Raw genomic sequence first — 24287 nt, 5'->3', positions numbered from 1 at the left:
ACTCTTCGCGGTGCAGCTGTTATGCGCGCCACATGCGGCATAAAGTGCCGCAGGGAGAGCCTCACAGTTCTTGAACTTCCTTGAGGGAGGGGATAGGACATAAAAAAACAGGGTGAGGCATGATGGCGGCGCAACGCCGTGTTCGTCCGAAGCCCGTTTTTGAACCGGTATTTTTAGACCTTTCCGCATTGGCCGGTTTCGCTGGCCGGCAAGGGTCATTCGGAGAAATTTATGGCTTCAGCAGCGGAACAACTGGCTTCGAACCTGAATTTTTCGACCTTCGCTAAGGCGGAGGATCTGAAAAAGCGTCTCTGGTTTACTCTTGCCGCACTTCTCGTCTACCGTCTTGGTACCCACATTCCGCTTCCGGGTCTGAACCCAGAAGCCTATGCGCAGGCCTTCCGTGGCCAGGCCAACGGTATTCTCGGTCTTTTCAACATGTTTGCGGGTGGCGCAGTCGAGCGTATGGCGATCTTCGCCCTCGGCATCATGCCTTACATCTCCGCTTCGATCATCGTGCAGCTCATGACCTCGGTCGTGCCTTCGCTCGAAGCGTTGAAGAAGGAAGGCGAAGCCGGACGCAAGATCATCAACCAGTACACGCGCTACGGCACGGTACTGCTTGGCACCCTGCAGGCCTACGGCATCGCTGTCGGCCTTGAGAGTGGCAACGGCCTCGTGGTCGATCCTGGCCTGTTCTTCCGTATTTCCACCGTCATCACGCTGCTCGGCGGCACGATGTTCCTGATGTGGCTTGGCGAACAGATTACCTCGCGCGGCATCGGCAACGGTATTTCGCTCATCATCTTTGCCGGTATTGCCGCAGGTCTGCCCAAGGCGCTTGCCGGCACGCTGGAACTCGGCCGCACCGGTGCGCTGTCGACGACGCTCATCCTCATGGTCGTTATCGTGGCAATCGGCGTCATCGCGCTGATCGTTTTCGTGGAGCGCGCCCAGCGCCGTCTGCTGATACAATATCCGAAACGCCAGGTCGGCAACCGGATGTTCCAGGGCGATACCTCGCATCTGCCGCTGAAGCTCAACACGGCTGGCGTTATTCCCGCGATCTTCGCATCCTCGCTGCTGCTTCTGCCTGCGACGGCTGCCGGTTTTGCCGGAAACACCAACCTGCCGGGCTGGGCAACCTCGATCATCGCGTCGTTGCAGCATGGACAGCCGCTGTTCATGGCGCTCTACGGCCTGCTCATCGCGTTCTTTGCATTTTTCTACACGGCTATCGTCTTCAATCCGAAGGACACGGCCGATAACCTCAAGAAGCATGGCGGCTTTATTCCGGGCATTCGTCCGGGCGAGCGCACCGCGGAGTACATCGATTACGTTCTGACCCGTATCACGGTTGTCGGCGCTGTTTATCTTGTCTTCGTGTGTATCCTTCCTGAGACACTTATCGCACGTACGGGCATTCCATTAGCCCTTGGTGGTACTTCGCTTTTGATCGTTGTCAGTGTAACTCTGGACACGGTTGCGCAAATTCAGGGACACCTGATCGCGCAGCAGTATGAAGGACTGATCAAGAAGTCGAAGTTGCGTGGAGGAAAGAGGGGACGATGAGACTGATATTTTTAGGTCCGCCGGGTGCGGGCAAGGGAACCCAGGCCAAACGCCTGACTGACAAGTACGGGATCCCGCAGCTTTCCACCGGTGACATGCTTCGCGCTGCGGTTAGCGCGGGCACGGAAATAGGCAAGCGCGCCAAGGCCGTCATGGACGCCGGCGGGCTCGTTTCCGACGATATCGTCAATCAGATTGTTTCCGAACGCATCGAAGCTCCGGACTGTGCCAAGGGTTTCATTCTCGATGGCTATCCGCGCACCGTTCCGCAGGCCAAGGCGCTTGCCGAGAACATGCACAAGAAGAATGTCGCCCTCGATGCCGTCATCGAACTGAAGGTGGACGAGGAGGCGCTGATTCGCCGAATCGAAAATCGCGTTGCGGAGACCATCGCTGCCGGTGGCACGGTTCGTTCCGACGACAATCCGGAAGCCTTCCGCAAGCGGTTGACGGAGTATCGCGAGAAGACTGCGCCGCTGTCGCAATATTACAGCGAGCAGGGCGAACTTGTGACACTGGATGGCATGGCTGATGTCGATGCCGTCACTGCGGCCATCGAACGGGTTCTGGAAAAGGCCTCGGCCTGATGGTTGGAGCGGGATGGTGAAAACCGCAGGCGGTTTTCCCGGCAAATCCTGGGCTCCTGATACGGCGTATCCTTTGGATCGCAAAAGAATCTTGGCGGAGCCGGTTGCTTTTTAGCGCTGATTCCGTTAAACACCGCGCCAACTCGCGACATCCCAAGCGACTGGCGCGGATTTCCCTTAAGGGAGGGAAATCCGGGTTCGGTCGTTTTGACTTGTCACGGACATCAATTTTGAACTGGCGGTCGTGTCGGCCGCTCGAATGGAATCACCACTTGCCGGATGGCAACTGGAACCAAGGAGAAAAGACGTGGCACGTATCGCTGGCGTCAACATCCCGACTGCAAAGCGCGTTGTTATTGCGCTGACGTATATTCACGGGATTGGTCCGAAATTCGCGCAGGAAATCATGGACAAGGTCGGTCTTCCGGCTGACAAGCGCGTTCATCAGCTTACGGATGCTGAAGTTCTTCAGATCCGCGAAGCCATCGACCGCGACTATCAGGTCGAAGGCGATCTTCGTCGCGAGACCTCGATGAACATCAAGCGTCTGATGGACCTCGGCTGCTACCGCGGCCTGCGTCACCGTCGTGGCCTTCCGGTCCGCGGTCAGCGCACGCACACCAACGCCCGCACCCGTAAGGGTCCGGCGAAGGCTATCGCTGGTAAGAAGAAGTAATTTTCCGGTTCTCCGGAAAGGAGAGGCTGGTGCGGTCTGCGCCAGCCTTTCTGAGTTTGGCGTGAAGCTCGGAGACGGGTCGATCGCCGGTGTAGCCGCTGGTGTTACGGCGGTGAAGAGATCAATGAAAGGTATAAAATGGCCAAGGAAGCCGCACGCGTTCGCCGTCGCGAACGTAAAAATATCACGTCGGGCGTCGCGCATGTCAACTCGACCTTCAACAACACGATGATCACCATCACCGACGCACAGGGCAATGCTATTGCCTGGTCGTCTGCTGGTGCCAAGGGCTTCAAGGGTTCGCGCAAGTCGACCCCGTTTGCTGCCCAGATCGCTGCTGAAGATTGCGCGAAGAAGGCTCAGGAACACGGCATGAAGTCGCTTGAAGTTGAAGTTTGCGGTCCGGGTTCCGGCCGTGAATCGGCACTTCGCGCTCTGCAGGCTGCCGGTTTCATGATCACTTCCATTCGCGACGTGACGCCGATCCCGCACAACGGTTGCCGTCCGCGCAAGAAGCGCCGCGTCTGACGCGACCGTGGTTCGGAAATTCCGCCTTTCCTTCGGTCTGGCGGAATTTTCGTGTATCTGGCGTGTGCGCGTCGATTTCGATCGACGGACTTGCGCTCAAGAACCCACTGATGAACCGCGGAATTAGGTTCCTCTCAGTGTTTTCATGCTCGGTCCGTCACGATTGGATGGTGGCGGCGAACGGAAGGTTTAAAGATGATTCAGAAGAACTGGCAGGAACTTATCAAGCCGAACAAGGTCGAGTTCACCTCGTCCAGCCGCACCAAGGCAACGCTCGTTGCCGAGCCGCTGGAGCGTGGTTTCGGTCTTACCCTCGGCAACGCGCTGCGTCGCGTTCTGTTGTCTTCTCTGCGTGGTGCCGCTGTTACGGCCGTGCAGATCGACGGTGTCCTGCACGAATTCTCCTCCATCCCCGGCGTTCGGGAAGATGTGACGGATATCGTGCTCAACATCAAGGAAATCGCCATCAAGATGGATGGTGACGATTCCAAGCGCATGGTCGTGCGCAAGCAGGGTCCGGGTTCGGTAACCGCTGGTGACATCCAGACGGTTGGCGACATCGAGATCCTGAACCCCGACCACGTGATCTGCACGCTGGACGAGGGCGCTGAAATCCGGATGGAATTCACCGTCAACAACGGCAAGGGTTACGTACCGGCTGAGCGCAACCGCGCGGAAGATGCCCCGATTGGCCTCATTCCGGTGGACAGCCTGTATTCTCCGGTCAAGAAAGTGTCCTACAAGGTGGAAAACACCCGTGAAGGTCAGGTTCTCGACTATGACAAGCTGATCATGACGATCGAGACCAACGGTTCGGTTTCCGGCGAAGACGCCGTTGCCTTCGCCGCTCGCATTCTTCAGGACCAGCTCGGCGTCTTCGTCAACTTCGACGAGCCGCAGAAGGAAGCAGAAGAAGAATCGGTTACCGAACTCGCGTTCAACCCGGCGCTTCTCAAGAAGGTCGACGAGCTGGAACTGTCCGTTCGTTCGGCAAACTGCCTGAAGAACGACAACATCGTCTATATCGGCGACCTGATCCAGAAGACCGAAGCCGAAATGCTTCGCACGCCGAACTTTGGTCGCAAGTCGCTGAACGAAATCAAGGAAGTTCTCGCTTCCATGGGTCTGCACCTCGGTATGGAAGTACCGGCATGGCCGCCTGAGAACATCGAAGATCTCGCAAAGCGTTACGAAGACCAATACTAACAAACAAGAAGGCAGACCTTAAAGACTGCCTTTCCCCGTCAAACAGCAGATAAGTCATCTGCATGTGCCAGGAAACGGCAGGCCTTAGAGAAGGCACCTGCGTAGAAGGAGAATAGCAATGCGCCACGGTAATTCAGGCCGCAAGCTCAATAGAACCGCCAGCCACCGCAAGGCAATGTTTGCCAACATGGCTGCTTCGCTCATCACCCATGAGCAGATCGTCACCACCCTTCCTAAGGCGAAGGAAATCCGTCCGATCGTCGAGCGTCTCGTGACGCTTGGCAAGCGCGGCGACCTGCACGCTCGTCGTCAGGCGATCTCGCAGATCAAGGATCAGGACGCTGTTCGCAAGCTGTTCGACGCAATCGCTTCGCGTTACGCAACCCGCAACGGCGGCTACCTGCGCATCATGAAGGCTGGCTTCCGCCAGGGCGACAACGCGGCTCTGGCCGTTGTTGAATTCGTCGAGCGTGACGTTGACGCCAAGGGCGCAGCCGACAAGGCTCGCGTTGCTGCGGAAGCTGCTGCTGCCGAAGCCGCGTAAGGTCTGACGCCTTCAGGCGTTGTGAATTAAAAAGCCGGGTGAGAGATCACCCGGCTTTTTTATTTTCCAAAAGAATAGTCATGAACGACGCAGATAGTAACCGTCAGTGCCGTCGTCACCTTCGATCAACTCGACTGTCCGATTGAGAAGCCATCTAATTCCCTTACCTTCGGCACCAAATTCAGCATTGGATGTGTTCCAAAGATCTCCAATCAAGCTATCTGAAACATCAGAGCGCAACAGGGATGCAAGGAATGTATTGAGCTCGTTTCGCTCCTTTTTGGTTAAGTGATACAAACCTAAAAGTAAGACGCCATCCAAGCTTTCGAACATTTCGAAGTCTTGGATCATATAGCCTGTAAATTTCAGGAATACGGGTGCGGGTGTAATGGTCTTTTTCACAATATCGGCGTTCCGAGGGTAAGCTGTATCAACATAGAAGCCATTAGGGCGGCTGGCGTCGTGAACAATAAATACGCCAACTTCGTAATTTTCGCCTGTCTTGTATATCGCCCGATAGATTTTTTGGCAGGATTTACTTAATGATATCTAAGTTATTGCTCTCTATCGGCTCGATGTCCTGCAATCGTCGTTTTTAACGATGCTTGGAAAGCGCTCGCTTCACTCCGGAACGTGGATGCGGGCCTTGATGTGCTTGAGTTGCGCGACAATCGTAAACGTCATGATGACCAGCAGCGACCACGAACTCCACTTGCCGATATGGACGACGGACCATGCGCCGATCTGATCGGGATATTTCCAGATACCGAAGAATGTGGAGATGTTTTCCGCCAGCCAGACGAAAAACCCTATCAGGACGAAGGAGAGAAGCAGCGGCATCTTTCGATCCCGATCATAGGGACGGTAGACCACTGTTGCGCGGGAATAGAGGCCGATCGCGCAGGCGGCGATGTACCAGCGGTAGTCACCGATAAAGTGGTGGGTGAAGAAGTTGGCGTAGATGGCGATGCCGATCAGCGTTGCCATCCAATAGGTGGGATAATTGCGAATGCGCACATCCAGCAGGCGCCACGCCTGGATGATGTAGCTGCCGACGGCGGCGTACATGAAGCCGGAAAAGAGCGGCACGCCGAGGACCTTGCTATAGGCGAAGTCGGGGTAGGACCAGGACTGGATAGCGCTTGACGTCTTGAACACCTCAAGCGCGAAGCCCACGATATGGAACAGCAATATGGCCTTGGCCTCGTCAAGCGTTTCCAGCCTGCTCCAGATCATGAAGAACTGGATGCCGAGCGCGACGATCAGCAGCACGTCATAACGCGGAATGCCAAATACCCCACCATGCGGCACCACGAAGATGGAAATGAAGAACAATCCCGCAAACAGGCAGGCACGGGCTTCCTTGATGCCGAAATAGAGAAATTCGATGACAAAGCGCCTGATGCCCTTGAGTTCGCCCCAAGGATAGGTATCGCACAGAAGATTGTCCAAAACCGAGAGGCGGGTTGCGGCTGGGCCTGTTGCTGTGCTCATGTTCGCGCCTCGATTTGTATCCGTTAAATTTTCATACGAAAACCGGAAGGAACTCGCATGGGTCCGTCACGCCTTTCCCCGCCTTATTTTGCCCGCATCCGGCTTTTGGCGGCGGCCATGATTGTGATCATTGGCGGTCTTTGCTTGCGGGCGTTCGGCTACGAGGTGGGATTGCCGTTCGTGGCGGTAAAATATGGCGGATCCGTGCTCTGGGGGGCGATGGTCTATCTGCTGCTGGCGGCCATCCTTCCGTCCCGCTGGTACGGTTACGAGGTTTACATCGCCGTCATCGCCGTCATCGTCGTGGAATTGATCCGGCTCGTTCATTTCCCGGCGCTGGACGCGTTTCGCGCAACGGCGGCCGGAGCTTTGCTGCTCGGCCGCGTTTTCTCGGTGTGGAATATCGTCTGTTATATCGGCGGGATCGCGGTGGCGTCCTTTACGTTCGGACGGGGCTTGCGCGCCTTGCCCTCTTCGCCGCCATGATCGAGGGCCGCACCAGCCGATACCCGAGCAACACCACCATCGTACTGATATAAAACACCGGCTCGAGCGTGATCGATTTTCGCGCCAACACGAAATGCAGTACGCCGACGATGAGCACGAGATAGACGAGCTTGTGCAGCGTGTTCCAGCGGCTGCCGAGCTTGCGGATCGACCAGCGGTTGGAGGTGAGCGCGAGCGGCAGCAGCATGACGAGCCCCGCCATGCCGAACATGATATAGGGCCGCTTGAGAATATCAGCGGCGATGGAGCTGAAGACCAGGCCGCGGTCCAGAACCAGATAGACGCTGAAATGTGCCAGCACGTAATAGAAGGCGATCAGTCCCAGCGCCCGGCGATAGGCGATGAGGTTGACGTTGAAGAGATCGCGCAGCGGCGTCACCAGCAAGCCGAGGCACAGAAAACGCAGCGCCCAGATGCCGAGCAGGTGCTCGAAATCCTTGACTGGGTTGAAGCCGAGGCCGCCGGTTGCGGCGAGGTAAAAATACCAGAGGCCGGGACAGAGGCCGATGACATAAAGCGACCAGATGGCTGCCGACTGGTAACGCTTCGGCAGTGAGGGAAGCGAAAAGGCGAGGGCCATGATCAGTAATTCGCCTTTAGATCGAGGCCGGTATAGAGGCTTGCCACCTCGTCGTAGCCGTTGAACATCAGGGTAGGGCGGTTCTGGGTGCCGAAAAAGCCGCCTTCGCCGATTCGCTGTTCCGTCGCCTGGCTCCAGCGCGGATGGTCCACATGCGGATTGACGTTGGAATAGAAGCCGTATTCGCGGGCGTTGGAGTTTTTCCACGTCGTTTCCGGCTGTTTCTCGACAAGCGAAATACGGACGATGGATTTGATGCCCTTGAAGCCGTATTTCCAGGGAACGACGAGGCGAATGGGCGCGCCATTCTGGTTCGGCAGGGTTTCGCCGTATAGTCCGACGGCAAGAATGGTCAGAGGATGGCGGGCCTCATCTAGGCGCAGACCCTCGACATAGGGCCAGGACAGAGGCTGGAACAGGCCGCTCTGGCCCGGCATTTCCTCCGGCCGCACCACGGTTTCGAAGGACACGTATTTCGCGCTGCCGAGTGGCTCCACCTTGTCGAGAAGTGCGGCGAGAGGGAAACCGATCCACGGAATGACCATCGACCAGCCCTCGACGCAGCGCATGCGATAGGTGCGCTCCTCTAGCTGATATTTCATCAGCTCTTCGATGCCGAATTCCTGCGGTTTGGAGACAAGGCCATCCACCTTTACCGTCCAGGGGGTGGGCTTGAACTTGCCGGAATTTTCCTTCGGGTCGGATTTGCCCACTCCGAACTCATAGAAATTATTGTAGCTGGTGACGGCATCGAGCGGGGTGAGCTTCTCATCCAGCTTGTAGGCGCCTGCTTTGGCAGCAAGCGGAGTGGCGACAGCCTCGCGGCCGGAAAGCCCGATTGCCGCAAGCCCCGCCGCCGTGCCCAGGAAGCCACGTCTCGAGAGGTAGATATTCTTCGGCGTGATTTCTCGTGCCGGGATGAGGGGCGGACGATAGGCGGGCATTTCAACCTCCACAAAAGCCGGGTGCATCGGCGATAAATCGATTATGATAGGCTATACGGCCGCTGCACAGATATGTTTCAGCACTCTGCGCAAAAACAGCGGCCGGGCGGCGAAAATCGCGCATTTGTGATGACAGGCCGCGCGAATTGCAACATTCAAACCGGGCGTACCGTACCGAACCGTACTGTTTTGCCCGAAGGTGACAGTGACAGGGCTTACGGTTTGCGCTAGAAAAACCGCAAAATAGGGCGAGGGCATTTTGACCGCGGTGCGGGAATGCGCTCTTCTGCCCAAGAGATCGAGGAAAACACCATGCCAGTCTATCGCTCCAGAACGACAACCCACGGCCGCAACATGGCGGGCGCGCGCGGCCTATGGCGCGCCACCGGCATGAAGGACAGCGATTTCGGCAAGCCCATCATCGCGGTGGTCAATTCCTTCACGCAGTTTGTGCCGGGCCATGTGCATCTGAAGGATCTCGGCCAGCTCGTTGCGCGTGAAATCGAAGCGGCCGGTGGCGTTGCCAAGGAATTCAACACCATCGCTGTCGATGACGGCATCGCCATGGGCCATGACGGCATGCTTTATTCGCTGCCGTCGCGCGAAATCATCGCTGACTCGGTCGAATACATGGTCAATGCCCATTGCGCCGACGCGATGGTTTGCATCTCCAACTGCGACAAGATCACCCCCGGCATGCTGAATGCGGCGATGCGCCTCAACATCCCCGCCGTCTTCGTTTCCGGTGGTCCGATGGAAGCGGGCAAGGTCGTTCTGCATGGCAAGACGGTCGCGCTCGATCTGGTTGACGCCATGGTCGCAGCTGCCGATGACAAGATTTCCGATGAGGACGTCAAGATCATCGAGCGTTCCGCTTGCCCGACCTGCGGTTCCTGTTCCGGCATGTTCACTGCCAATTCCATGAACTGTCTGACCGAGGCGCTCGGCCTGTCATTGCCCGGCAACGGTTCGACGCTTGCCACCCATTCGGACCGCAAACGCCTGTTCGTCGAGGCCGGTCACCTGATCGTCGATCTGGCGCGCCGTTATTACGAGCAGGACGACGAGACCGTTCTGCCGCGCACCATTGCCAACAAGGCTGCGTTTGAAAACGCCATGTCGCTGGATATCGCCATGGGCGGTTCCACCAACACGGTGCTGCATATTCTGGCGGCAGCGCATGAGGGCGGTGTCGATTTCGGCATGGAAGACATCGACCGTCTTTCCCGCAAGGTTCCCTGCCTTTCCAAGGTCGCGCCTGCCAAGCAGGACGTGCACATGGAAGACGTTCACCGCGCCGGCGGCATCATGCGCATTCTCGGCGAGCTGGATCGTGGCGGTCTCCTCAATCGCGATACCTACACGGTGCACGAGGCGACGCTGGGCGACGCCATCGACCGTTGGGACATCACCCGCACCAACAGCGAAACCGTGCGGCAGTTCTTCAAGGCTGCCCCTGGCGGCGTGCCGACGCAGGTGGCCTTCAGCCAGTCGTCGCGCTGGGACGATCTGGATACGGACGGTGAAAACGGCGTTATCCGCTCGGTTGAAAAGCCTTTCTCCAAGGATGGCGGTCTGGCCGTGCTTTATGGCAACATCGCTCTTGATGGCTGCATCGTGAAGACGGCGGGTGTCGACGAATCCATCCTGAAATTCAGCGGTCCGGCGGTTGTTTACGAAAGCCAGGACGCGGCGGTGAAGGGTATTCTTTCCAACGAGGTCAAGGCAGGTGATGTCGTCGTCATTCGTTACGAAGGACCGAAGGGCGGACCCGGAATGCAGGAAATGCTCTATCCGACCAGCTACCTCAAGTCCAAGGGCCTCGGCAAAGCCTGCGCGCTGATCACCGACGGACGTTTTTCGGGCGGCACATCCGGCCTGTCCATCGGCCATGCCTCGCCGGAAGCGGCGCAGGGCGGCGCTATCGGCCTCGTGCGTCAAGGCGACTTGATCGAGATCGATATTCCCAACCGCACGATCAACCTCAAAGTTATGGATGCGGAACTGGCAGCCCGCCGCGCCGAGCAGGATCAGCTCGGCTGGAAGCCTGCGGAGTTCCGCAAGCGCAACGTCACGACAGCGCTGAAGGCCTATGCGGCTTTTGCGTCCAGTGCCGACAAGGGTGCTGTTCGGATTTTGCCGGAGTAATCTGGCGGGCAGGGTCCTACATTGCAGGCAGCCTGAGCCGCTCTTCTGAGCGGCTTTTTCTTGTTCTGACCCAGATTACGCGCGTCGTTAAGAAACAGATTCAATTGCCTCAGAGCTTGATTCTCCAAGCTCGCGCAACACGCTGTTTCTGCACCGCAAATTCTAAACCATCCGGCCGTCCACCCTCCATGCCAGCAGTCACATTGGAGTGATGTTCCGTCACTTGCCCTTTTCCAACGCGCCGCGATGCCTAACTTCAGCACCATGAAAAGACGAACCGCACTCGGCCTTATCGCATCCCTGCCTTTCGCCCGCCTTGCCCACGGGCAAACACCCGGCAATGGCGCCCGCTTCAGTCCATTGCTCAACGAGGCGGATGGGCTTTCGAGCCTGAAAGCCGTCATCGTCAGTATTGACGGCGAGGAGGTGGCCAGCCGTGCCTATCACGGCGCCAGCCTTATGGGTTCCACCAACATCAAGTCGGCCTCGAAATCTGTGATTTCCGCGCTGGTCGGCATGGCGATCGACCGCAAGATATTGGCCGGGGCGGATCAGCCGATTGCCACGATCCTGCGCAGCGATTTTCCGCCGAACCCCGATGCGCGTCTGGAAAGGGTAACCATCGGCAACCTGCTTTCCATGCAATCCGGTCTGGAACGAATGTCCGGCCCGAACTACGGCCGCTGGGTCGCCAGCCGCAACTGGGTGCGAATGGCGCTGGGGTCGGGTTTTGCCGGAGAGCCGGGCGGTGGCATGCTTTACTCCACCGGTTCCACGCATCTGCTTTCGGCGATTTTGACCAAGGCATCCGGCCGTTCGACGCTGTCGCTGGCGCGCGACTGGTTCCGGCCGCTGGAGGGCTTCTCAATCGGCGGCTGGGAGCGCGATCCGCAGGGCATCTATCTGGGCGGCAACCAGATGGCGATGACGGCGCGGTCGCTGCTGGCTTTCGGCGAGCTTTACCGGCTGGGCGGGTTAACGCCAGGCGGCGAGCGTTTGATTTCGCAGAGCTGGATCGATCAATCCTGGCAGCAACGCACCAATTCCGTCTTCAACGGCGATGGTTACGGCTATTGCTGGTTCATCAAGGAGATGGCGGGCGAGACGGTTTATTATGCCTGGGGCTACGGCGGGCAGATGCTCTATATCGTCCCCGCCAAACGGCTTTCGGTGGTTATGACGTCCCGCGAGGATGCGCCTTCGGCGAGAACCGGTTATCGCGACCAATTGCATGGGCTGATGGAGAATATCATTCGCGTTGCGTGAAAATCAGAGCGGTCTGTTTATGCTCTGAAAAGCTTCCCCGAGCCGCTTCATGCGCTCCTCATAGGCACTTGTAATGCAGGCGACATCCGCATTGCATTCCTGGCGCTTTTTCAACCATTGGCTCTGTTCTTCGCGCAAGGTGTCGCGTGCGCCCATCGCCATCAGTTGTGTCAGGATGTCGAAGGTGGTGACCATCTTCACGTCCTGATCGTTGAGGGCTCGGTTGTCGCAGATCGCCTTTTCATCCGAGGCCAGATCAGGCTTCGTGCAATCGAAGCTGGCGGCGTTGGCGGGCGAACCCAATGAAGCGCAGGCGAGGAGGATGCCGGAGGCAAGGATTGTCTGTTTCATGTGCATGGGTCGTCTCATTTTGAGGACAGGCTCGTGTGGGTGAAACCGAAATGGGGTGCTGTTGGTTCCACCTGCACAAGCCGGTCATCGCATGAAAAAGATCGGCCATCATCTTGCCGCGCTTTGCTTTATAGGCTTTCACGTTATAACTCCATCATACTGATGAGGATGAGGAATCACATGCAGAGCGTGCTGAAGTATCTGTCCACCGGCTTTCTTGCGGCGCTGCTTCTCGTTCCGGTCGGAGCGCAGGCGCAGGACAACAAGACCGTGCCCGCAAGCCACATGGAAATGCAGCTTTCCTTCGCGCCGCTGGTCAAGCGTACCGCGGGCGCTGTGGTGAATGTCTATGCCGAACGCATCGTGCAGCGGCGCTCGTCGCCCTTTGCCGGCGACCCGTTCTTCGAACAGTTCTTCGGCCAGCAGATGCCGAACCGCACGGAGAAACAGTCCTCGCTTGGATCGGGTGTGATCGTGACGGCCGGCGGCCTCGTGGTGACCAATAATCACGTCATCGATGGCGCCGACGACATCAAGGTGGCGCTGGCGGATGGGCGTGAATTCTCCTCCAAGGTGCTGCTGAAGGACGACCGGGTCGATCTTGCCATTCTGCAGATCGACGCGAAGGAACAGTTTCCGGTGCTTTCGCTTGGCAATTCGGATGCCATTGAAGTCGGCGATCTCGTGCTTGCCATCGGCAACCCCTTCGGTGTCGGCCAGACGGTAACAAGCGGCATCGTCTCGGGGCTGGCGCGCAACCAGGTGACGCAGGGCGATTTCGGCTTCTTCATCCAGACCGACGCCTCCATCAACCCCGGCAATTCCGGCGGCGCGCTGATGAACATGGCGGGTGAGTTGATCGGCATCAATACTGCCATCTTCTCGAAGGGCGGCGGGTCGAACGGCATCGGTTTTGCCATTCCCGCCAATCTGGTCCGCGTTTTCGTTGCCGCCGCCGAGCGTGGCGACGCGAACTTCCAGAGGCCCTATATCGGCGCAACCTTCGATCCTGTCACCTCCGATGTCGCCGAGGCGCTTGGCCTGCACCGCGCGCGCGGTGCGCTCGTCGTCAGCGTCGTCAAGGGCGGCCCGGCGGAGAAAGCTGGCATCGAGCCGGGGCAGGTCGTAACGGCGGTCAACGGTTTGGAGGTGGAGCATCCCGATGCACTCGGTTATCGCCTCACGACTGCTGGCATCGGCAAGTCCGCCGAATTGACGCTGGTGGAGAAGGGTAAAGAGAAGAAGGTGACCATTGCGCTCGACACGGCGCCGGAAACCGCGCCGCGTGACGAACGGCTGCTGGAGGGACGCAATCCCTTGGCGGGCGCGACTGTCGCCAATCTTTCGCCGAAGCTTGCGGATGAACTGCGCATGCCTTCGCAGGTGACCGGCGTCGTCGTCACCGATGTGAAGCGCGGTTCGCCGGCCTATCGGGTCGGTTTCCAGCCGAAGGACGTCATCCTATCGCTGAACGGCTCGGATATCGGCTCCACGGCTGCGGTCGAAAAGGCGCTGGATGACAATCCCGGCTTCTGGCGGGTGGAAATCCTGCGTGACGGTCAACGTATCCGGCAGTTCCTGCGATGAGCGATGACCTCTTTGCCCCACAGGTGCCTGTCGAGGTCGCCAACCGGCGGCCTCTTGCCGACCGCCTGCGTCCGAAGACGCTGGCGGAGGTGACCGGGCAGCCTCATCTGACGGGTGAAGAGGGCGTGCTGCGCCGTATGATCGATAGCGGCTCACTCGGATCGATGATCTTCTGGGGACCGCCCGGCACCGGCAAGACAACGGTCGCCCGTCTGCTTTCGGGCGAGGCCGGGCTGGCTTTCGAACAGATCTCGGCGATCTTTTCCGGTGTCGCCGATCTCAAGAAGGTTTTCGAGGCAGCACGCACACGCCGGATGAACGGCCGGCAGACGCTGCTTTTTGTTGATGAGATCCATCGTTTCAACCGTGCCCAGCAGGACAGCTTCCTGCCGGTCATGGAAGACGGCACCATCATTCTTGTGGGTGCAACCACCGAAAACCCGTCCTTTGAACTGAATGCCGCTCTTTTGTCGCGGGCGCGTGTCCTCACGTTCGGTTCGCATGACGAGGAGAGCCTGGGCGAGCTTTTGAAGCGCGCCGAAGAGGCGGAGGGCAAGCCTCTGCCGCTGACCGAGGAGGCGCGTGCCAGCCTGATCCGGATGGCCGATGGCGATGGCCGCGCCGTGCTGACGCTTGCCGAAGAGGTCTGGCGTGCGGCGCGCAAGGACGAGACTTTCGATACCGAAGGGCTGACGCGCATCGTGCAGCGGCGCGCGCCGGTTTACGACAAGGGACAGGACGGCCACTACAATCTGATTTCCGCGCTGCATAAATCGGTGCGGGGTTCGGACCCGGATGCGGCGCTTTATTATCTCTGCCGCATGTTTGACGCCGGCGAAGACCCGCTCTTTATCGGGAGGCGGCTGGTGCGCATGGCGGTGGAGGATATCGGCCTTGCCGATCCGCAGGCGCTTGCCGTCTGCAATGCCGCCAAGGACGCCTATGATTATCTGGGGTCACCGGAAGGCGAACTGGCGCTGGCGCAGGCCTGCGTCTATCTCGCCACCGCGCCGAAATCGAATGCCGTTTATACAGCCTTCAAATCGGCGATGCGGGCGGCCAAGGAAAACGGCTCGCTGGTGCCGCCAAAACATATTCTGAACGCGCCCACAAAGCTGATGAAGGGCGAGGGTTACGGTGACGGTTACCGTTACGACCATGACGAGCCGGATGCCTTTTCGGGACAGGACTATTTTCCGGAAAAAATGGGTCGCAAGACGTTTTACGATCCGCCCGACAGGGGTTTCGAGCGGGACATCCGCAAGCGTCTCGACTGGTGGGCGAAGCTGCGCCGCGAGCGCGGTTCGCGTTAAAAAGCTTTCTTCACAAAAAGAATCAGGCGCTTGCCAAAGTGAGTCGTAACACCGCGCCATCCAACTGTTTCCAAAGGGAAATCAGGATGCCTTCCGGTGTTGTATGACCTGCGACGGCGCAGGCAGCATCTTGACCGAGGATTCCGCCAGACCACTGTGCCCTTCGGCATCGATCACCAGATGCCAGTGCAAGGTCTCGGGAATGCTGATGCGGATCGGCGATTTTTTCGCGACGCCGCCGAGATATTTGAAATCGAGCAATTCTGTGAAACGCTGGAAATTTGCGCCTGTCATCAGCCGTACATTGTTGACGGCCGAAAGGGACACCTCAATGGTCGTCCCAGCCCGCAATTCCTTCAGGTCATAGTGTGTAAAGCGGAAATTCGGCCGTGACATTGCGCGTCTCCCTGTACCTGTATTTTGGCAAAAGAGGATAGGACGTCAGGGTTAACGAGCTCTTTAAAACGGCAGCACCCTGTAGAATTTCGGGTCGCTGCGCCGGCTTTTAAGGGCCGTGGAGAGTATTGGCGGGTTGGGAGGAGGAGGTCTGGAATAATACTAACGTATAATAAGCGTATTCAGTTATAATAAATTTTTTAACTCTAACATAGGCTGGTCGAAGTGCCGTCAGCGGCGTTGGGGGGAATATGAAAAACGTCACGATATCTATGCGCCTTTATGCGCTCGTTGCATTGTTTCTGGCAATATTGACTGCGGCACTTACATTCAGCCTGTTCGAGACCTTTCATGAGATGGAACGCGAGCGTAAAGCGGGGCTCGCATCCATGAACGAAACGGCTATCGCCATTCTTGAGCAATATTACCGGCTAGAGCAGGGTGGCACCCTGACGCGTGAGGCTGCGCAGCAACAAGCCAAGACCACGATTGCGGCGATGCGCTATGGCAACGGCAGCGGCTATTTTTGGATCAACGACATGCATCCCAAGATGGTGATGCATCCGATCAAGCCCGAGATGAACGGCAGCGATCTCACTGCCAACAAGGATCCGAACGGCAAGGCGCTGTTCGTCGAATTCGTCAATACGGTGAAGGCGGGCGGCCAGGGCTTTGTCGATTATTATTGGCCCAAGCCCGGCGCGCCGGACCCAGTCGAGAAATTTTCCCATGTCGCCGGTTTCGCGCCCTGGGGATGGATTGTCGGCACTGGCGTCTATGTCGACGATCTTGAGGCGGTTTTCTGGAGCAATGCCTATTTCAACATCGCAGTGTGTGTTCTGTCCGGCGTTCTGGTGATCGGCGTGGCTGCAGCCGTCGTGCGCAGCGTGACACGGCCTATCGATCGCATCCGGCAGAGTATGAAGCGGATCGCTGATGGTGACGGCGAGGCGGAAATTGAATTCGCCGACCGTCGCAACGAAATCGGCGCCATTGCCAAGACGTTGCTGGTGCTGCGTGACAGCGTCAACGAGCGCAGCGCCTTGCAGGCCCGCGAGGCGGAGCAGCAGCGGGCGCTGGAGGAGGCGCGGCATGGCAACGAGATGGCGTTGCGCTCCGCATCCGAACGTCAGGCTCATGCCATGAATGAGCTCGGCAGTTCGCTGGAAGCACTCGCCAATGGCGATCTGACCGTCGAGCTTGCCGATATCGGCGGCGAATATGAAAAGCTGCGCATGGATTTCAACCGCGCCGTCGGCGCGCTGCATGGGGCGATCGAGGCGATCGCCAGAACCGGCCATGTCGTCAACGATAGCGCATCTGACATCAGCGGTGCGACCGGCAATCTTTCGCGCCGGACAGAGCAGCAGGCAGCGGCGCTGGAGGAGACGGCGGCGGCTCTTGACGAAATCACCGCGACGGTGCGCACCGCTTCCGAACGGGCGAACGAGGCCCGACAAATGGTGCAGGATACAAAAACGAGCGCAGGCCGCTCGGGCGAGATCGTGCGCAATGCCGTCGATGCGATGGGCCGTATTGAGGAATCTTCGCGGCGCATCGGGCAGATCATTTCCGTCATCGACGAAATCGCGTTCCAGACCAACCTTCTGGCGCTGAATGCCGGTGTCGAGGCCGCAAGGGCAGGCGAAGCGGGACGCGGTTTTGCCGTGGTGGCGCAGGAGGTTCGCGAACTCGCGCAACGCTCTGCCAATGCCGCCAAGGAGATCAAGACCCTTATCAATCGTTCCGCGGAAGAGGTCGGCGGCGGTGTCGCACTCGTTCGCTCCACGGGCGATGCGCTGGATGAGATCGTGACGCTGGTCAACCGGGTCGACGGCCATGTCAATTCCATCGCCACGGCGGCGCGGGAACAGGCCACCGGCCTGCAGGAGATCAACACCTCCGTCAACCACATGGACCAGATGACCCAACAGAACGCCGCCATGGTGGAAGAGACGACGGCGGCCAGCCAGACGCTGGCCGAAGAAAGCCGGCAGCTCCGCGCGCTGCTGTCCCGTTTCGAACTCGGGCATGGGGCAGGGCGCGAGGTTTCGCGGGCGGCTTGATTTTTATCCGCTTGAGATAGTTTACAGGGCGCGGCTTTGGCTGCGCCCTTTCTGTTTCGAGGAAGTGCGACAAGCTCTCCTCCGTCGTGCCGGACCCGTGGTGTGTCTGCATCGTGAGAGGCGTTGGTTTGCAGAGCTTTGCTCACACCTTTGATATGATTTCGGTCGAGGCTCCCGCATTTCCCGCTTCACGGAACAGCCCGGTTCGTTATTTCTCCCAACCAATAAGGATTCGTTTACCCCGTTTCTTTAAAATTTACCTGTATTGCCGCGGGTAGCGGCCGCTGAAGGTACAGGTTCTCGTATGGCGTATGTTTCCCTTCCGCGTCGTCTTGTGACGTTGTTGATGATTTCCACGGTCATGGTGTCGTGTTCGGCGGAGGGGCTTGTGCCGCCGGCCGAGGTTGACGGCACGACACGTGTCGGCGCCATCCGGTCGTCGCGGCAGCAAGGCTACAGCGCGCCGCCGGGTGCGGTCTATCAGGCCGAGCGGACCGGGCAGGCCACCAATTATCCCGCAGCCGTGTCGCAACCGATGCCGGAGCCTTATGCCTCGCAGGATCCCCTGCTGCAATCGCCACAGGGCGGCCAGGGCTATTCCACGCTGGATGGCCAGCATCAGGCGCGGATGGCCGCGAACGGCCAAAGCATGGCCTCCCCAGCCATGCCCAACCAGCAGGGCGCCGCAAATCAGATCGCCGAAGGCGAGGGCGGGGTGAACATGGATTCCATGCTGGGCGTGGAGCCGGTTCGCGGACTTGCGGAAGAGCAGGACGCCGATATTGCCGAAGGCGCTTCCGCCCAGCCGGTGGTGGACGGCATCGGCACCGACAATCCGGTTGCCGTTTCTCCCGCTCGCCGGCAACAAAGTGCGGGTCAGTCGCGGTTGATACCGCCACCGCCGCCGGGGTCTTCTTCCCGCCGCCAGCCGGTGGAGGAGGTCGCCATGCTGATGCCCAATGATCCGATGGCCCGCGACGGATTGCAAAGCAACCGCTCGGCTATGCCGCCCGGCGTCATGCCATCCTCGGAAGTGGCCTGTCGCTCCGAGCTGCGCCGTCTCGGCGTCGCCTTCCGCGATGTTGCGCGCATTGCAGATGGTCCGACCTGCGGTATCGACTATCCGATCGAACTCAGCGGGCTTGCCAGCGGCGTTGCCATCCGCCCGGCAGTGAAGCTCAATTGCCAGGTCACGCTTGCCTTCGCCAAATGGGTAAAGTTCGAACTCGTGCCGTCCTCCCGCTTCCGTTACCTCTCAGGCGTCGGGCGCATCACGCCCATGGGCGGTTATTCCTGCCGCAAGATGAATTCGCGCTCCAGCAATCCATGGTCCGAACATGCGCGCGGCAACGCCATCGATATCGGCACCATAACGCTGAACAACGGGAAGGAGATTGACGTTCGCAGCAAGAACTTCTTCGCCTTCCGGGAAAAGGCGCTGCTGAAGGCAGTGAGGTCCGATAGCTGCAAATATTTCTCAACGGTTCTCGGGCCGGGCAGCGATCCCAACCACTGGAACCATTTCCATTTCGACCTGCGCACCCGCAAGTCCGGTTACAGGCATTGCGACTAGGGGCGGCTAGACGACACGGTGGTGCATGACGATAGGCGTGAGGCATTAGTTGTGGTGCGTTACGTCGACCAGTAACTTCCCGTCCGTCCCGGAGCTACCCGGAATGACGGAGTGGGGGATGTGGCCACATTACAATTTGGGCCTGTTGGGTTTGGTGCTAGCCGCCCAAAAAAAGACCGGCCCTAAGGCCGGTTGAAGAAGACTGCCTAAATCGGGGGATATCGGCGTCTTTGCAAGGGCATGCAATGGGAAGAAATCCCATAAAACGGTCCATCCGGTGCGGATATCCGGCAAAAAACATCGCGCCGTACTGACCTGCGGCCAACATGGCTTGCCGCCCTTTTCTGATACGCTATGAGCGTCACATGTTTGTGACAACGGCCCCCGGGAGCCTGCTTTCATGCCCCCTGTTTCAGAGATACTGATCTTTGCTTCGGCGCTTGCGGCCGCGGGCGTGGTCGCTGGACTTCTGGCGGGGCTGTTCGGCATTGGCGGCGGTGCTGTGCTGGTGCCGGTGTTCTACCATGTGTTCGGGCTTCTGGATGTGCCGGAGGCGGTGCGCATGCATCTGTCGCTTGGGACTTCGCTCGCCATCATCGTGCCGACCTCCATTCGTTCCTTCCTGACGCATCGCCAGAAAGGTGCCGTTGATATCGATCTCCTGAAGGGTTGGATCGTCGCCGTGCCGCTCGGCACCATCCTCGCATCTGTGGTGGCTGCGCATGCCTCGAGCGTCGCCCTGCGGCTGATCTTCGCTTTCATTGCGCTTGCGCTCGCCTTCCGGATGATCTTCAACCGGGCGAGCTGGCATCTCGGTTCAGACCTGCCGAAAAATCCGGTCCGCTTTCTGGTCGGCACCGGCATCGGCCTTCTGTCTGGCCTGATGGGTGTGGGCGGCGGGGTGATGAATAATACTTTCATGACGCTTTACGGACGCACCATCCATCAGGCGGTTGCCACATCCTCCGGTGTCGGAGTGCTTATTTCGCTGCCGGGTCTCCTCGGCTATATCTGGGCCGGCTGGGGTGATGCAGGTCTGCCGCCTTTTTCCACCGGCTTCATCAACTGGATCGCCGTCGCGCTGCTGATCCCCATCACGCTTGTCGTCGCGCCCTATGGCGCGCGGCTGGCGCATGCACTCAGCAAGAAGCAGCTGGAGCGGGCCTTCGGGGTGTTTCTGGTCTTCGTCGCGGCCCAGTTTTTCTACAGCGTCTACAGCTGATTTTCCCTCTCCGCCGAATGCAGTGTTCAGGCCGTTGGGCTGGCAATTGCGGGTTGTACGGCCTATATGGCGTGCATCTTACTCGTTTTTTTCGAAAGATTCGCGATGAATGCCATTGTTTCGATACGGAATCTGACCAAATCCTACTCAAATGGCTTTCAGGCGCTCAAAGGTGTCAGCCTCGATATCAGGGAGGGGGAAATCCTTGCTCTTCTCGGGCCTAACGGAGCCGGCAAGACGACGCTGATCTCTATCATCTGCGGGCTTGTCAATCCGGGTGAAGGCTCGGTTCTCGTTGGCGGATATGATGTGGTGAAGGATTTTCGCCAGACGCGTGCCCTGATCGGCCTTGTGCCACAGGAACTGACGACAGACCAGTTCGAGACCGTGTGGAACACGGTCAGCTTCTCGCGCGGTCTGCATGGGCAGAAGAAGAACCCGGAACTGATCGAGCGCGTCCTGAAATCGCTGTCGCTCTGGGACAAGAAGGACAATATGCTGCGGGAGCTTTCCGGCGGCATGAAGCGACGCGTGCTGATCGCCAAGGCGCTTGCGCACGAACCGAAGGTCCTCTTCCTCGACGAGCCGACGGCGGGTGTGGATGTTACCTTGCGCCGCGACATGTGGAATGTCGTTTCCGAGCTGCGCTCCAAGGGCGTCACAATCATTTTGACCACGCATTACATCGAGGAGGCGGAAGAGATCGCCGATCGAGTGGGCGTTATCAATGGCGGCCAATTGTTGCTGGTGGAAGAAAAGACCGCGCTGATGAAGAAGCTCGGCCGCAAGCAGCTTTTCCTTGAACTTTCGCAGCCGGTGGAGGCGTTGCCGGATAGTCTCTCATCCTTCGGCCTTTCGCTCTCGGATGACCGCAACACCATCACCTACGAGATCGAGGACAACGGCGAGCAGGGGCGCATTGCCGATCTGCTGACTGCGCTTTCCGGTGCCAACATCCATTTCAAGGATATTTCGACACGTCAAAGCTCTCTTGAGGATATTTTCGTCTCGCTGGTAGGAGACCAGAAATGAATTTCGAAGCTGTCAAGTCCATCTACCTGTTCGAAATGGCGCGCACCCGCCGCACCCTGTTGCAGAGTGTCGTGTCGCCGGTCATTTCCACCTCTCTCTATTTCATCGTTTTCGGAACGGCGATCGGTTCAAGGATTCAGGAGGTTGGCGGGGTTTCCTATGGCGCGTTCATAACGCCCGGCCTGATCATGCTGACGCTTTTGACGCAATGCATCAGCAACGGCTCTTTCGGCATCTATTTTCCGAAATTCACCGGCACGGTCTACGAGATATTGTCTGCGCCAGTGGCGATGACGGAAATTGTTGCCGGTTATGTCGGGGCGGCGGCGACCAAGGGGCTGATGATCGGCACGATCATCCTGATAACGGCCTCCTTCTTCGTGGATATCACCATCGCCCATCCGTTCATGATGATCCTGTTCTTTGTGCTGACGGCGGTGAGCTTCAGCCTGTTCGGCTTCATCATCGGCATCTGGGCCACGAATTTCGAGCAGTTGAACCTCATCCCGATGCTGGTGGTGCCGCCTCTGACATTCCTTGGCGGCAGCTTCTACTCCATCGACATGCTGCCGCCCTTCTGGCAGACGGTCAGTCATTTCAACCCGGTGCTCTACCTCATCAGCGGTTTCCGCTGGAGCTTCTACGAGATCGCCGACGTTAATCCCGTCATCAGCCTGGCGATGATCACGCTGTTCCTTGCGCTCTGCCTCGGCGTCGTCGGCTGGATGTTCAAGACCGGTTACCGGCTGCGCAACTGACCGGAAAGAGGTTTGCCGTGAATGTGATACGCCCGGTTTGCACCGGGCGTTTTCGTATTCGGACAGCGAGACGTTATTTTTTGATCTCGAGCAGGAACTGTCTGCCCGGCAGGTTTTACCTGTCTCGCAATCTCAACTCATCGGTCTGCATCTGCATCGAACCAAGCGTCGACAGGAAGCTCATGCCGAGCAGGCTCTGGCCCAGTTGGCCATCCTGCGCGACGAGGGCGGGGATGTTGTTCCGCGCGATCGGGCCGATGCCGATCTCGGACAGGGTGACGGGCGCTGCCGCCGTGCGGCCGTTCGCGGTCATCACCGGCACGGTGTAGCGCAGTTTCGTGGTGTCGATGCCGATGGCGGCGGCATCGGCATTGGCCAGCACCACGGAGCTCGCGCCGGTATCGACCAGCATGTGGATCGTTTTGCCTTCAATGCTGACATTCGCCTCGAAATGGCCGCTCATCGATTTGTGCAGTATGATCTCCTGTTCGCCGCCAGCGGTCGTCACCACCACCGCGCGGCCGGGCATCAGGCCACCCAGCAGCCGGTCGGCGAAGGATTGCAGGTCGTAGCGATAGAGATAGACGGATACGAGGCCGAGGATAATCACGAGCCAGATGGCGAGTTGCCGGACAACGCTTGCGAAGCTGCCGCGGCTTCCCGCCAGAATGCCGACGGATAGCAAGCCCGCAATCGGCAGGAGATAGACGATCTGCCCGAATTTCTCGTTGTCGATGCCGAAGGTGCGGCCGCTGTCGTGATTGACGAGAAGCAGGCCGAGACCCACGGCCAGCAAGAGGAGAACGAAAGTCAGCCTGTTCATGCGGTGTGCGTCTCCCTGAAGGTGTCCTTGCCTGTTTTTGCCAGTCTTTCGGGAAGCGCCTGCATGATCATGCGGCGCTTTTCGTCGCTATAGGTTGCCCAGCCGCCGATCTCGTCCAGCGTGCGTCCGCAACCGATACAGAGGCTGTTTGTGGCGTCGAGGGAGCAGATATGAATGCAGGGTGTTTCCATGGGGATCTATATCAGTCTGTCACGTCGCAAGGGCAAGAGCGACGAGAGTAACGATCTCCGTGATCTGCTGGCTGGCGCCGATGGTGTCGCCGGTGTGGCCGCCGATCTTGCTGACACAGAGCCTGCCGCACAGCATCGTCGCGAGGCAGGCAGCCGCCAGAACGACTACGATCGACACAAAGGGCAGGGCATGCAGCGTGAAAAGCACAAGCAGCAGCAACCCTGTTGCGAGCGCGATGTTGCGCTCGCTTTCCCCGGGTTGGCCGGCGCCGGCGGCGATGCCGGAGGTTTTGGCGGCGGGCAGTGACTGCCAGTGCCATACCATCAGGGCGCGGCTCACCACCAGCGCGGCAATCAGGCAGGCGGCGGCGGTTTTGGCAGGCAGGGTTTCTATAAGCGATGCGAGTGCCGTGGCGCGCAGTGCAAAGGACAGGACCATGGCGATCGTGCCATAGCTGCCAATGCGACTGTCCTTCATGATCTCAAGCGTTTTCGACTTGTCCTTGCCGCTGCCGAAGCCATCGGCCATATCCGCCAAGCCGTCTTCGTGCAACGCACCGGTTATGAGCGCGGTGACGGCGATGGCAAGCCAGCCGGTGAGCTGCGGTGAGGCGTCGAACTTCGCTAATGCCACCACGAGCACAGCAGCGGGCAGGGCGATCAGGAGGCCTGCTGCGGGAAAAGCGCGTGCTGTCCGGCGCATCGATGGACCGTCACCTTCACCGAAAAAGCGCGATGGGACCGGCAGGCGGCTGAGAAAGGCAACGGAATGCATGACATCTGTTATAAAATCCCCGGCCTTCATGCTCTCTCCGCTGCTGTGCTTGCATTTCCGGTTGTTCCGCGGCGCGTCCGCGATTATGAGAGGCGCAACAAAGACCGATTTGCCGGAAAACACAAGTTTCCGCCAACCCGACGACGAG

At 58.8% G+C, this 24287-nt stretch carries 25 protein-coding genes; 16 read left to right on the top strand and 9 right to left on the bottom strand.

The window, feature by feature from the left end:
- Nucleotides 1-231 precede the first annotated feature (231 nt).
- The 6 genes from secY to rplQ all read left to right on the top strand — a co-directional run bounded on the left by secY (nt 232) and on the right by rplQ (nt 5113).
- Nucleotides 232-1572, top strand: coding sequence for a preprotein translocase subunit SecY (gene secY, locus ACQZ6D_RS04325; RefSeq protein WP_003516124.1), 1341 nt, complete (start codon nt 232-234; stop codon nt 1570-1572).
- Nucleotides 1569-2159, top strand: a complete 591-nt coding sequence (locus ACQZ6D_RS04320) for an adenylate kinase (protein ID WP_003516123.1) — start codon at nt 1569-1571, stop codon at nt 2157-2159. Before secY ends, ACQZ6D_RS04320 begins: the two co-directional genes overlap by 4 nt.
- A gap of 307 nt (nt 2160-2466) precedes the next feature.
- A complete protein-coding gene (gene rpsM / locus ACQZ6D_RS04315) occupies nt 2467-2835 on the top strand; it encodes a 30S ribosomal protein S13 (RefSeq protein WP_003516122.1) in 369 nt (122 codons plus the stop codon).
- A 138-nt stretch (nt 2836-2973) separates the two neighbouring features.
- Nucleotides 2974-3363 (top strand): 30S ribosomal protein S11, encoded by a 390-nt coding sequence (gene rpsK / locus ACQZ6D_RS04310; protein WP_003495225.1) that lies wholly within the window; start codon nt 2974-2976, stop codon nt 3361-3363.
- A gap of 195 nt (nt 3364-3558) precedes the next feature.
- The gene (locus ACQZ6D_RS04305) at nt 3559-4569 is read left to right on the top strand and encodes a DNA-directed RNA polymerase subunit alpha (RefSeq protein ID WP_003516121.1); all 1011 of its coding nucleotides are present in this window, start codon (nt 3559-3561) and stop codon (nt 4567-4569) included.
- A 118-nt stretch (nt 4570-4687) separates the two neighbouring features.
- Entirely contained in the window at nt 4688-5113 is a 426-nt protein-coding gene (rplQ, locus tag ACQZ6D_RS04300; RefSeq protein ID WP_003495230.1) for a 50S ribosomal protein L17, read from the top strand.
- 78 nt (nt 5114-5191) lie between these two features.
- On the opposite strand, the gene ACQZ6D_RS04295 is transcribed toward rplQ, so the two are convergent.
- Complete coding sequence (locus ACQZ6D_RS04295; protein ID WP_003516119.1) at nt 5192-5515, bottom strand: hypothetical protein; 324 nt, start codon at nt 5513-5515, stop codon at nt 5192-5194.
- A gap of 219 nt (nt 5516-5734) precedes the next feature.
- On the bottom strand, nt 5735-6607 hold the full coding sequence (locus ACQZ6D_RS04290) for a DUF817 domain-containing protein (protein ID WP_025593944.1): 873 nt from the start codon (nt 6605-6607) through the stop codon (nt 5735-5737).
- Between the two features lie 57 nt (nt 6608-6664).
- Here ACQZ6D_RS04290 and ACQZ6D_RS04285 point away from each other — a divergent pair, with 57 nt between their 5' ends.
- Nucleotides 6665-7093: a ribosomal maturation YjgA family protein gene (locus ACQZ6D_RS04285; RefSeq protein ID WP_448729623.1), complete on the top strand. Its 429-nt coding sequence runs from the start codon at nt 6665-6667 to the stop codon at nt 7091-7093.
- Here the strand turns inward: ACQZ6D_RS04285 and msrQ are convergent.
- Complete coding sequence (gene msrQ, locus ACQZ6D_RS04280; RefSeq protein WP_448729622.1) at nt 7047-7694, bottom strand: protein-methionine-sulfoxide reductase heme-binding subunit MsrQ; 648 nt, start codon at nt 7692-7694, stop codon at nt 7047-7049. The genes ACQZ6D_RS04285 and msrQ overlap by 47 nt on opposite strands.
- A gap of 2 nt (nt 7695-7696) precedes the next feature.
- On the bottom strand, nt 7697-8638 hold the full coding sequence (gene msrP / locus ACQZ6D_RS04275) for a protein-methionine-sulfoxide reductase catalytic subunit MsrP (protein WP_025593942.1): 942 nt from the start codon (nt 8636-8638) through the stop codon (nt 7697-7699).
- A gap of 312 nt (nt 8639-8950) precedes the next feature.
- Between msrP and ilvD the strand changes: the two genes are divergently transcribed.
- Nucleotides 8951-10786: a dihydroxy-acid dehydratase gene (gene ilvD, locus ACQZ6D_RS04270; RefSeq protein WP_065702537.1), complete on the top strand. Its 1836-nt coding sequence runs from the start codon at nt 8951-8953 to the stop codon at nt 10784-10786.
- A 264-nt stretch (nt 10787-11050) separates the two neighbouring features.
- Nucleotides 11051-12052, top strand: a complete 1002-nt coding sequence (locus ACQZ6D_RS04265; RefSeq protein ID WP_065702396.1) for a serine hydrolase domain-containing protein — start codon at nt 11051-11053, stop codon at nt 12050-12052.
- Between the two features lie 3 nt (nt 12053-12055).
- Here ACQZ6D_RS04265 and ACQZ6D_RS04260 read toward each other — a convergent pair whose 3' ends face one another.
- Nucleotides 12056-12409, bottom strand: coding sequence for a lysozyme inhibitor LprI family protein (locus ACQZ6D_RS04260; RefSeq protein ID WP_065702397.1), 354 nt, complete (start codon nt 12407-12409; stop codon nt 12056-12058).
- 174 nt (nt 12410-12583) lie between these two features.
- Between ACQZ6D_RS04260 and ACQZ6D_RS04255 the strand changes: the two genes are divergently transcribed.
- On the top strand, nt 12584-13990 hold the full coding sequence (locus ACQZ6D_RS04255) for a DegQ family serine endoprotease (protein WP_065702398.1): 1407 nt from the start codon (nt 12584-12586) through the stop codon (nt 13988-13990).
- Nucleotides 13987-15303, top strand: coding sequence for a replication-associated recombination protein A (locus tag ACQZ6D_RS04250; protein WP_013636427.1), 1317 nt, complete (start codon nt 13987-13989; stop codon nt 15301-15303). Before ACQZ6D_RS04255 ends, ACQZ6D_RS04250 begins: the two co-directional genes overlap by 4 nt.
- 81 nt (nt 15304-15384) lie before the next feature.
- Here ACQZ6D_RS04250 and ACQZ6D_RS04245 read toward each other — a convergent pair whose 3' ends face one another.
- On the bottom strand, nt 15385-15699 hold the full coding sequence (locus ACQZ6D_RS04245; RefSeq protein ID WP_013636426.1) for a DUF1883 domain-containing protein: 315 nt from the start codon (nt 15697-15699) through the stop codon (nt 15385-15387).
- A 251-nt stretch (nt 15700-15950) separates the two neighbouring features.
- Between ACQZ6D_RS04245 and ACQZ6D_RS04240 the strand changes: the two genes are divergently transcribed.
- From ACQZ6D_RS04240 to ACQZ6D_RS04220, 5 genes are all read left to right on the top strand, one after another.
- Complete coding sequence (locus ACQZ6D_RS04240) at nt 15951-17765, top strand: methyl-accepting chemotaxis protein (protein WP_065702399.1); 1815 nt, start codon at nt 15951-15953, stop codon at nt 17763-17765.
- A gap of 304 nt (nt 17766-18069) precedes the next feature.
- A complete protein-coding gene (locus ACQZ6D_RS04235; RefSeq protein WP_025593934.1) occupies nt 18070-19338 on the top strand; it encodes an extensin-like domain-containing protein in 1269 nt (422 codons plus the stop codon).
- 400 nt (nt 19339-19738) lie between these two features.
- Nucleotides 19739-20560, top strand: a complete 822-nt coding sequence (locus ACQZ6D_RS04230; protein WP_013636424.1) for a sulfite exporter TauE/SafE family protein — start codon at nt 19739-19741, stop codon at nt 20558-20560.
- Between the two features lie 105 nt (nt 20561-20665).
- Nucleotides 20666-21592: an ABC transporter ATP-binding protein gene (locus ACQZ6D_RS04225; protein WP_019567066.1), complete on the top strand. Its 927-nt coding sequence runs from the start codon at nt 20666-20668 to the stop codon at nt 21590-21592.
- The gene (locus tag ACQZ6D_RS04220; protein ID WP_003516094.1) at nt 21589-22350 is read left to right on the top strand and encodes an ABC transporter permease; all 762 of its coding nucleotides are present in this window, start codon (nt 21589-21591) and stop codon (nt 22348-22350) included. The genes ACQZ6D_RS04225 and ACQZ6D_RS04220 overlap by 4 nt, the downstream gene beginning before the upstream one ends.
- A 115-nt stretch (nt 22351-22465) precedes the next feature.
- On the opposite strand, the gene ACQZ6D_RS04215 is transcribed toward ACQZ6D_RS04220, so the two are convergent.
- The 3 genes from ACQZ6D_RS04215 to ACQZ6D_RS04205 are packed head-to-tail and all read right to left on the bottom strand — an operon-like array spanning nt 22466 to nt 24169.
- Nucleotides 22466-23173 (bottom strand): TIGR02281 family clan AA aspartic protease, encoded by a 708-nt coding sequence (locus tag ACQZ6D_RS04215; RefSeq protein WP_111782414.1) that lies wholly within the window; start codon nt 23171-23173, stop codon nt 22466-22468.
- A complete protein-coding gene (locus ACQZ6D_RS04210; protein ID WP_065702401.1) occupies nt 23170-23364 on the bottom strand; it encodes a DUF1289 domain-containing protein in 195 nt (64 codons plus the stop codon). Before ACQZ6D_RS04210 ends, ACQZ6D_RS04215 begins: the two co-directional genes overlap by 4 nt.
- 19 nt (nt 23365-23383) lie before the next feature.
- Complete coding sequence (locus ACQZ6D_RS04205) at nt 23384-24169, bottom strand: adenosylcobinamide-GDP ribazoletransferase (RefSeq protein ID WP_083211509.1); 786 nt, start codon at nt 24167-24169, stop codon at nt 23384-23386.
- Between the last annotated feature and the right edge of the window lie 118 nt (nt 24170-24287).

The organism is Agrobacterium sp. 22-3639C2, assembly GCF_053522105.1.
The sequence above is the reverse complement of the archived record's forward strand: the minus strand, read 5'-3'. Positions and strand labels throughout refer to the sequence as shown.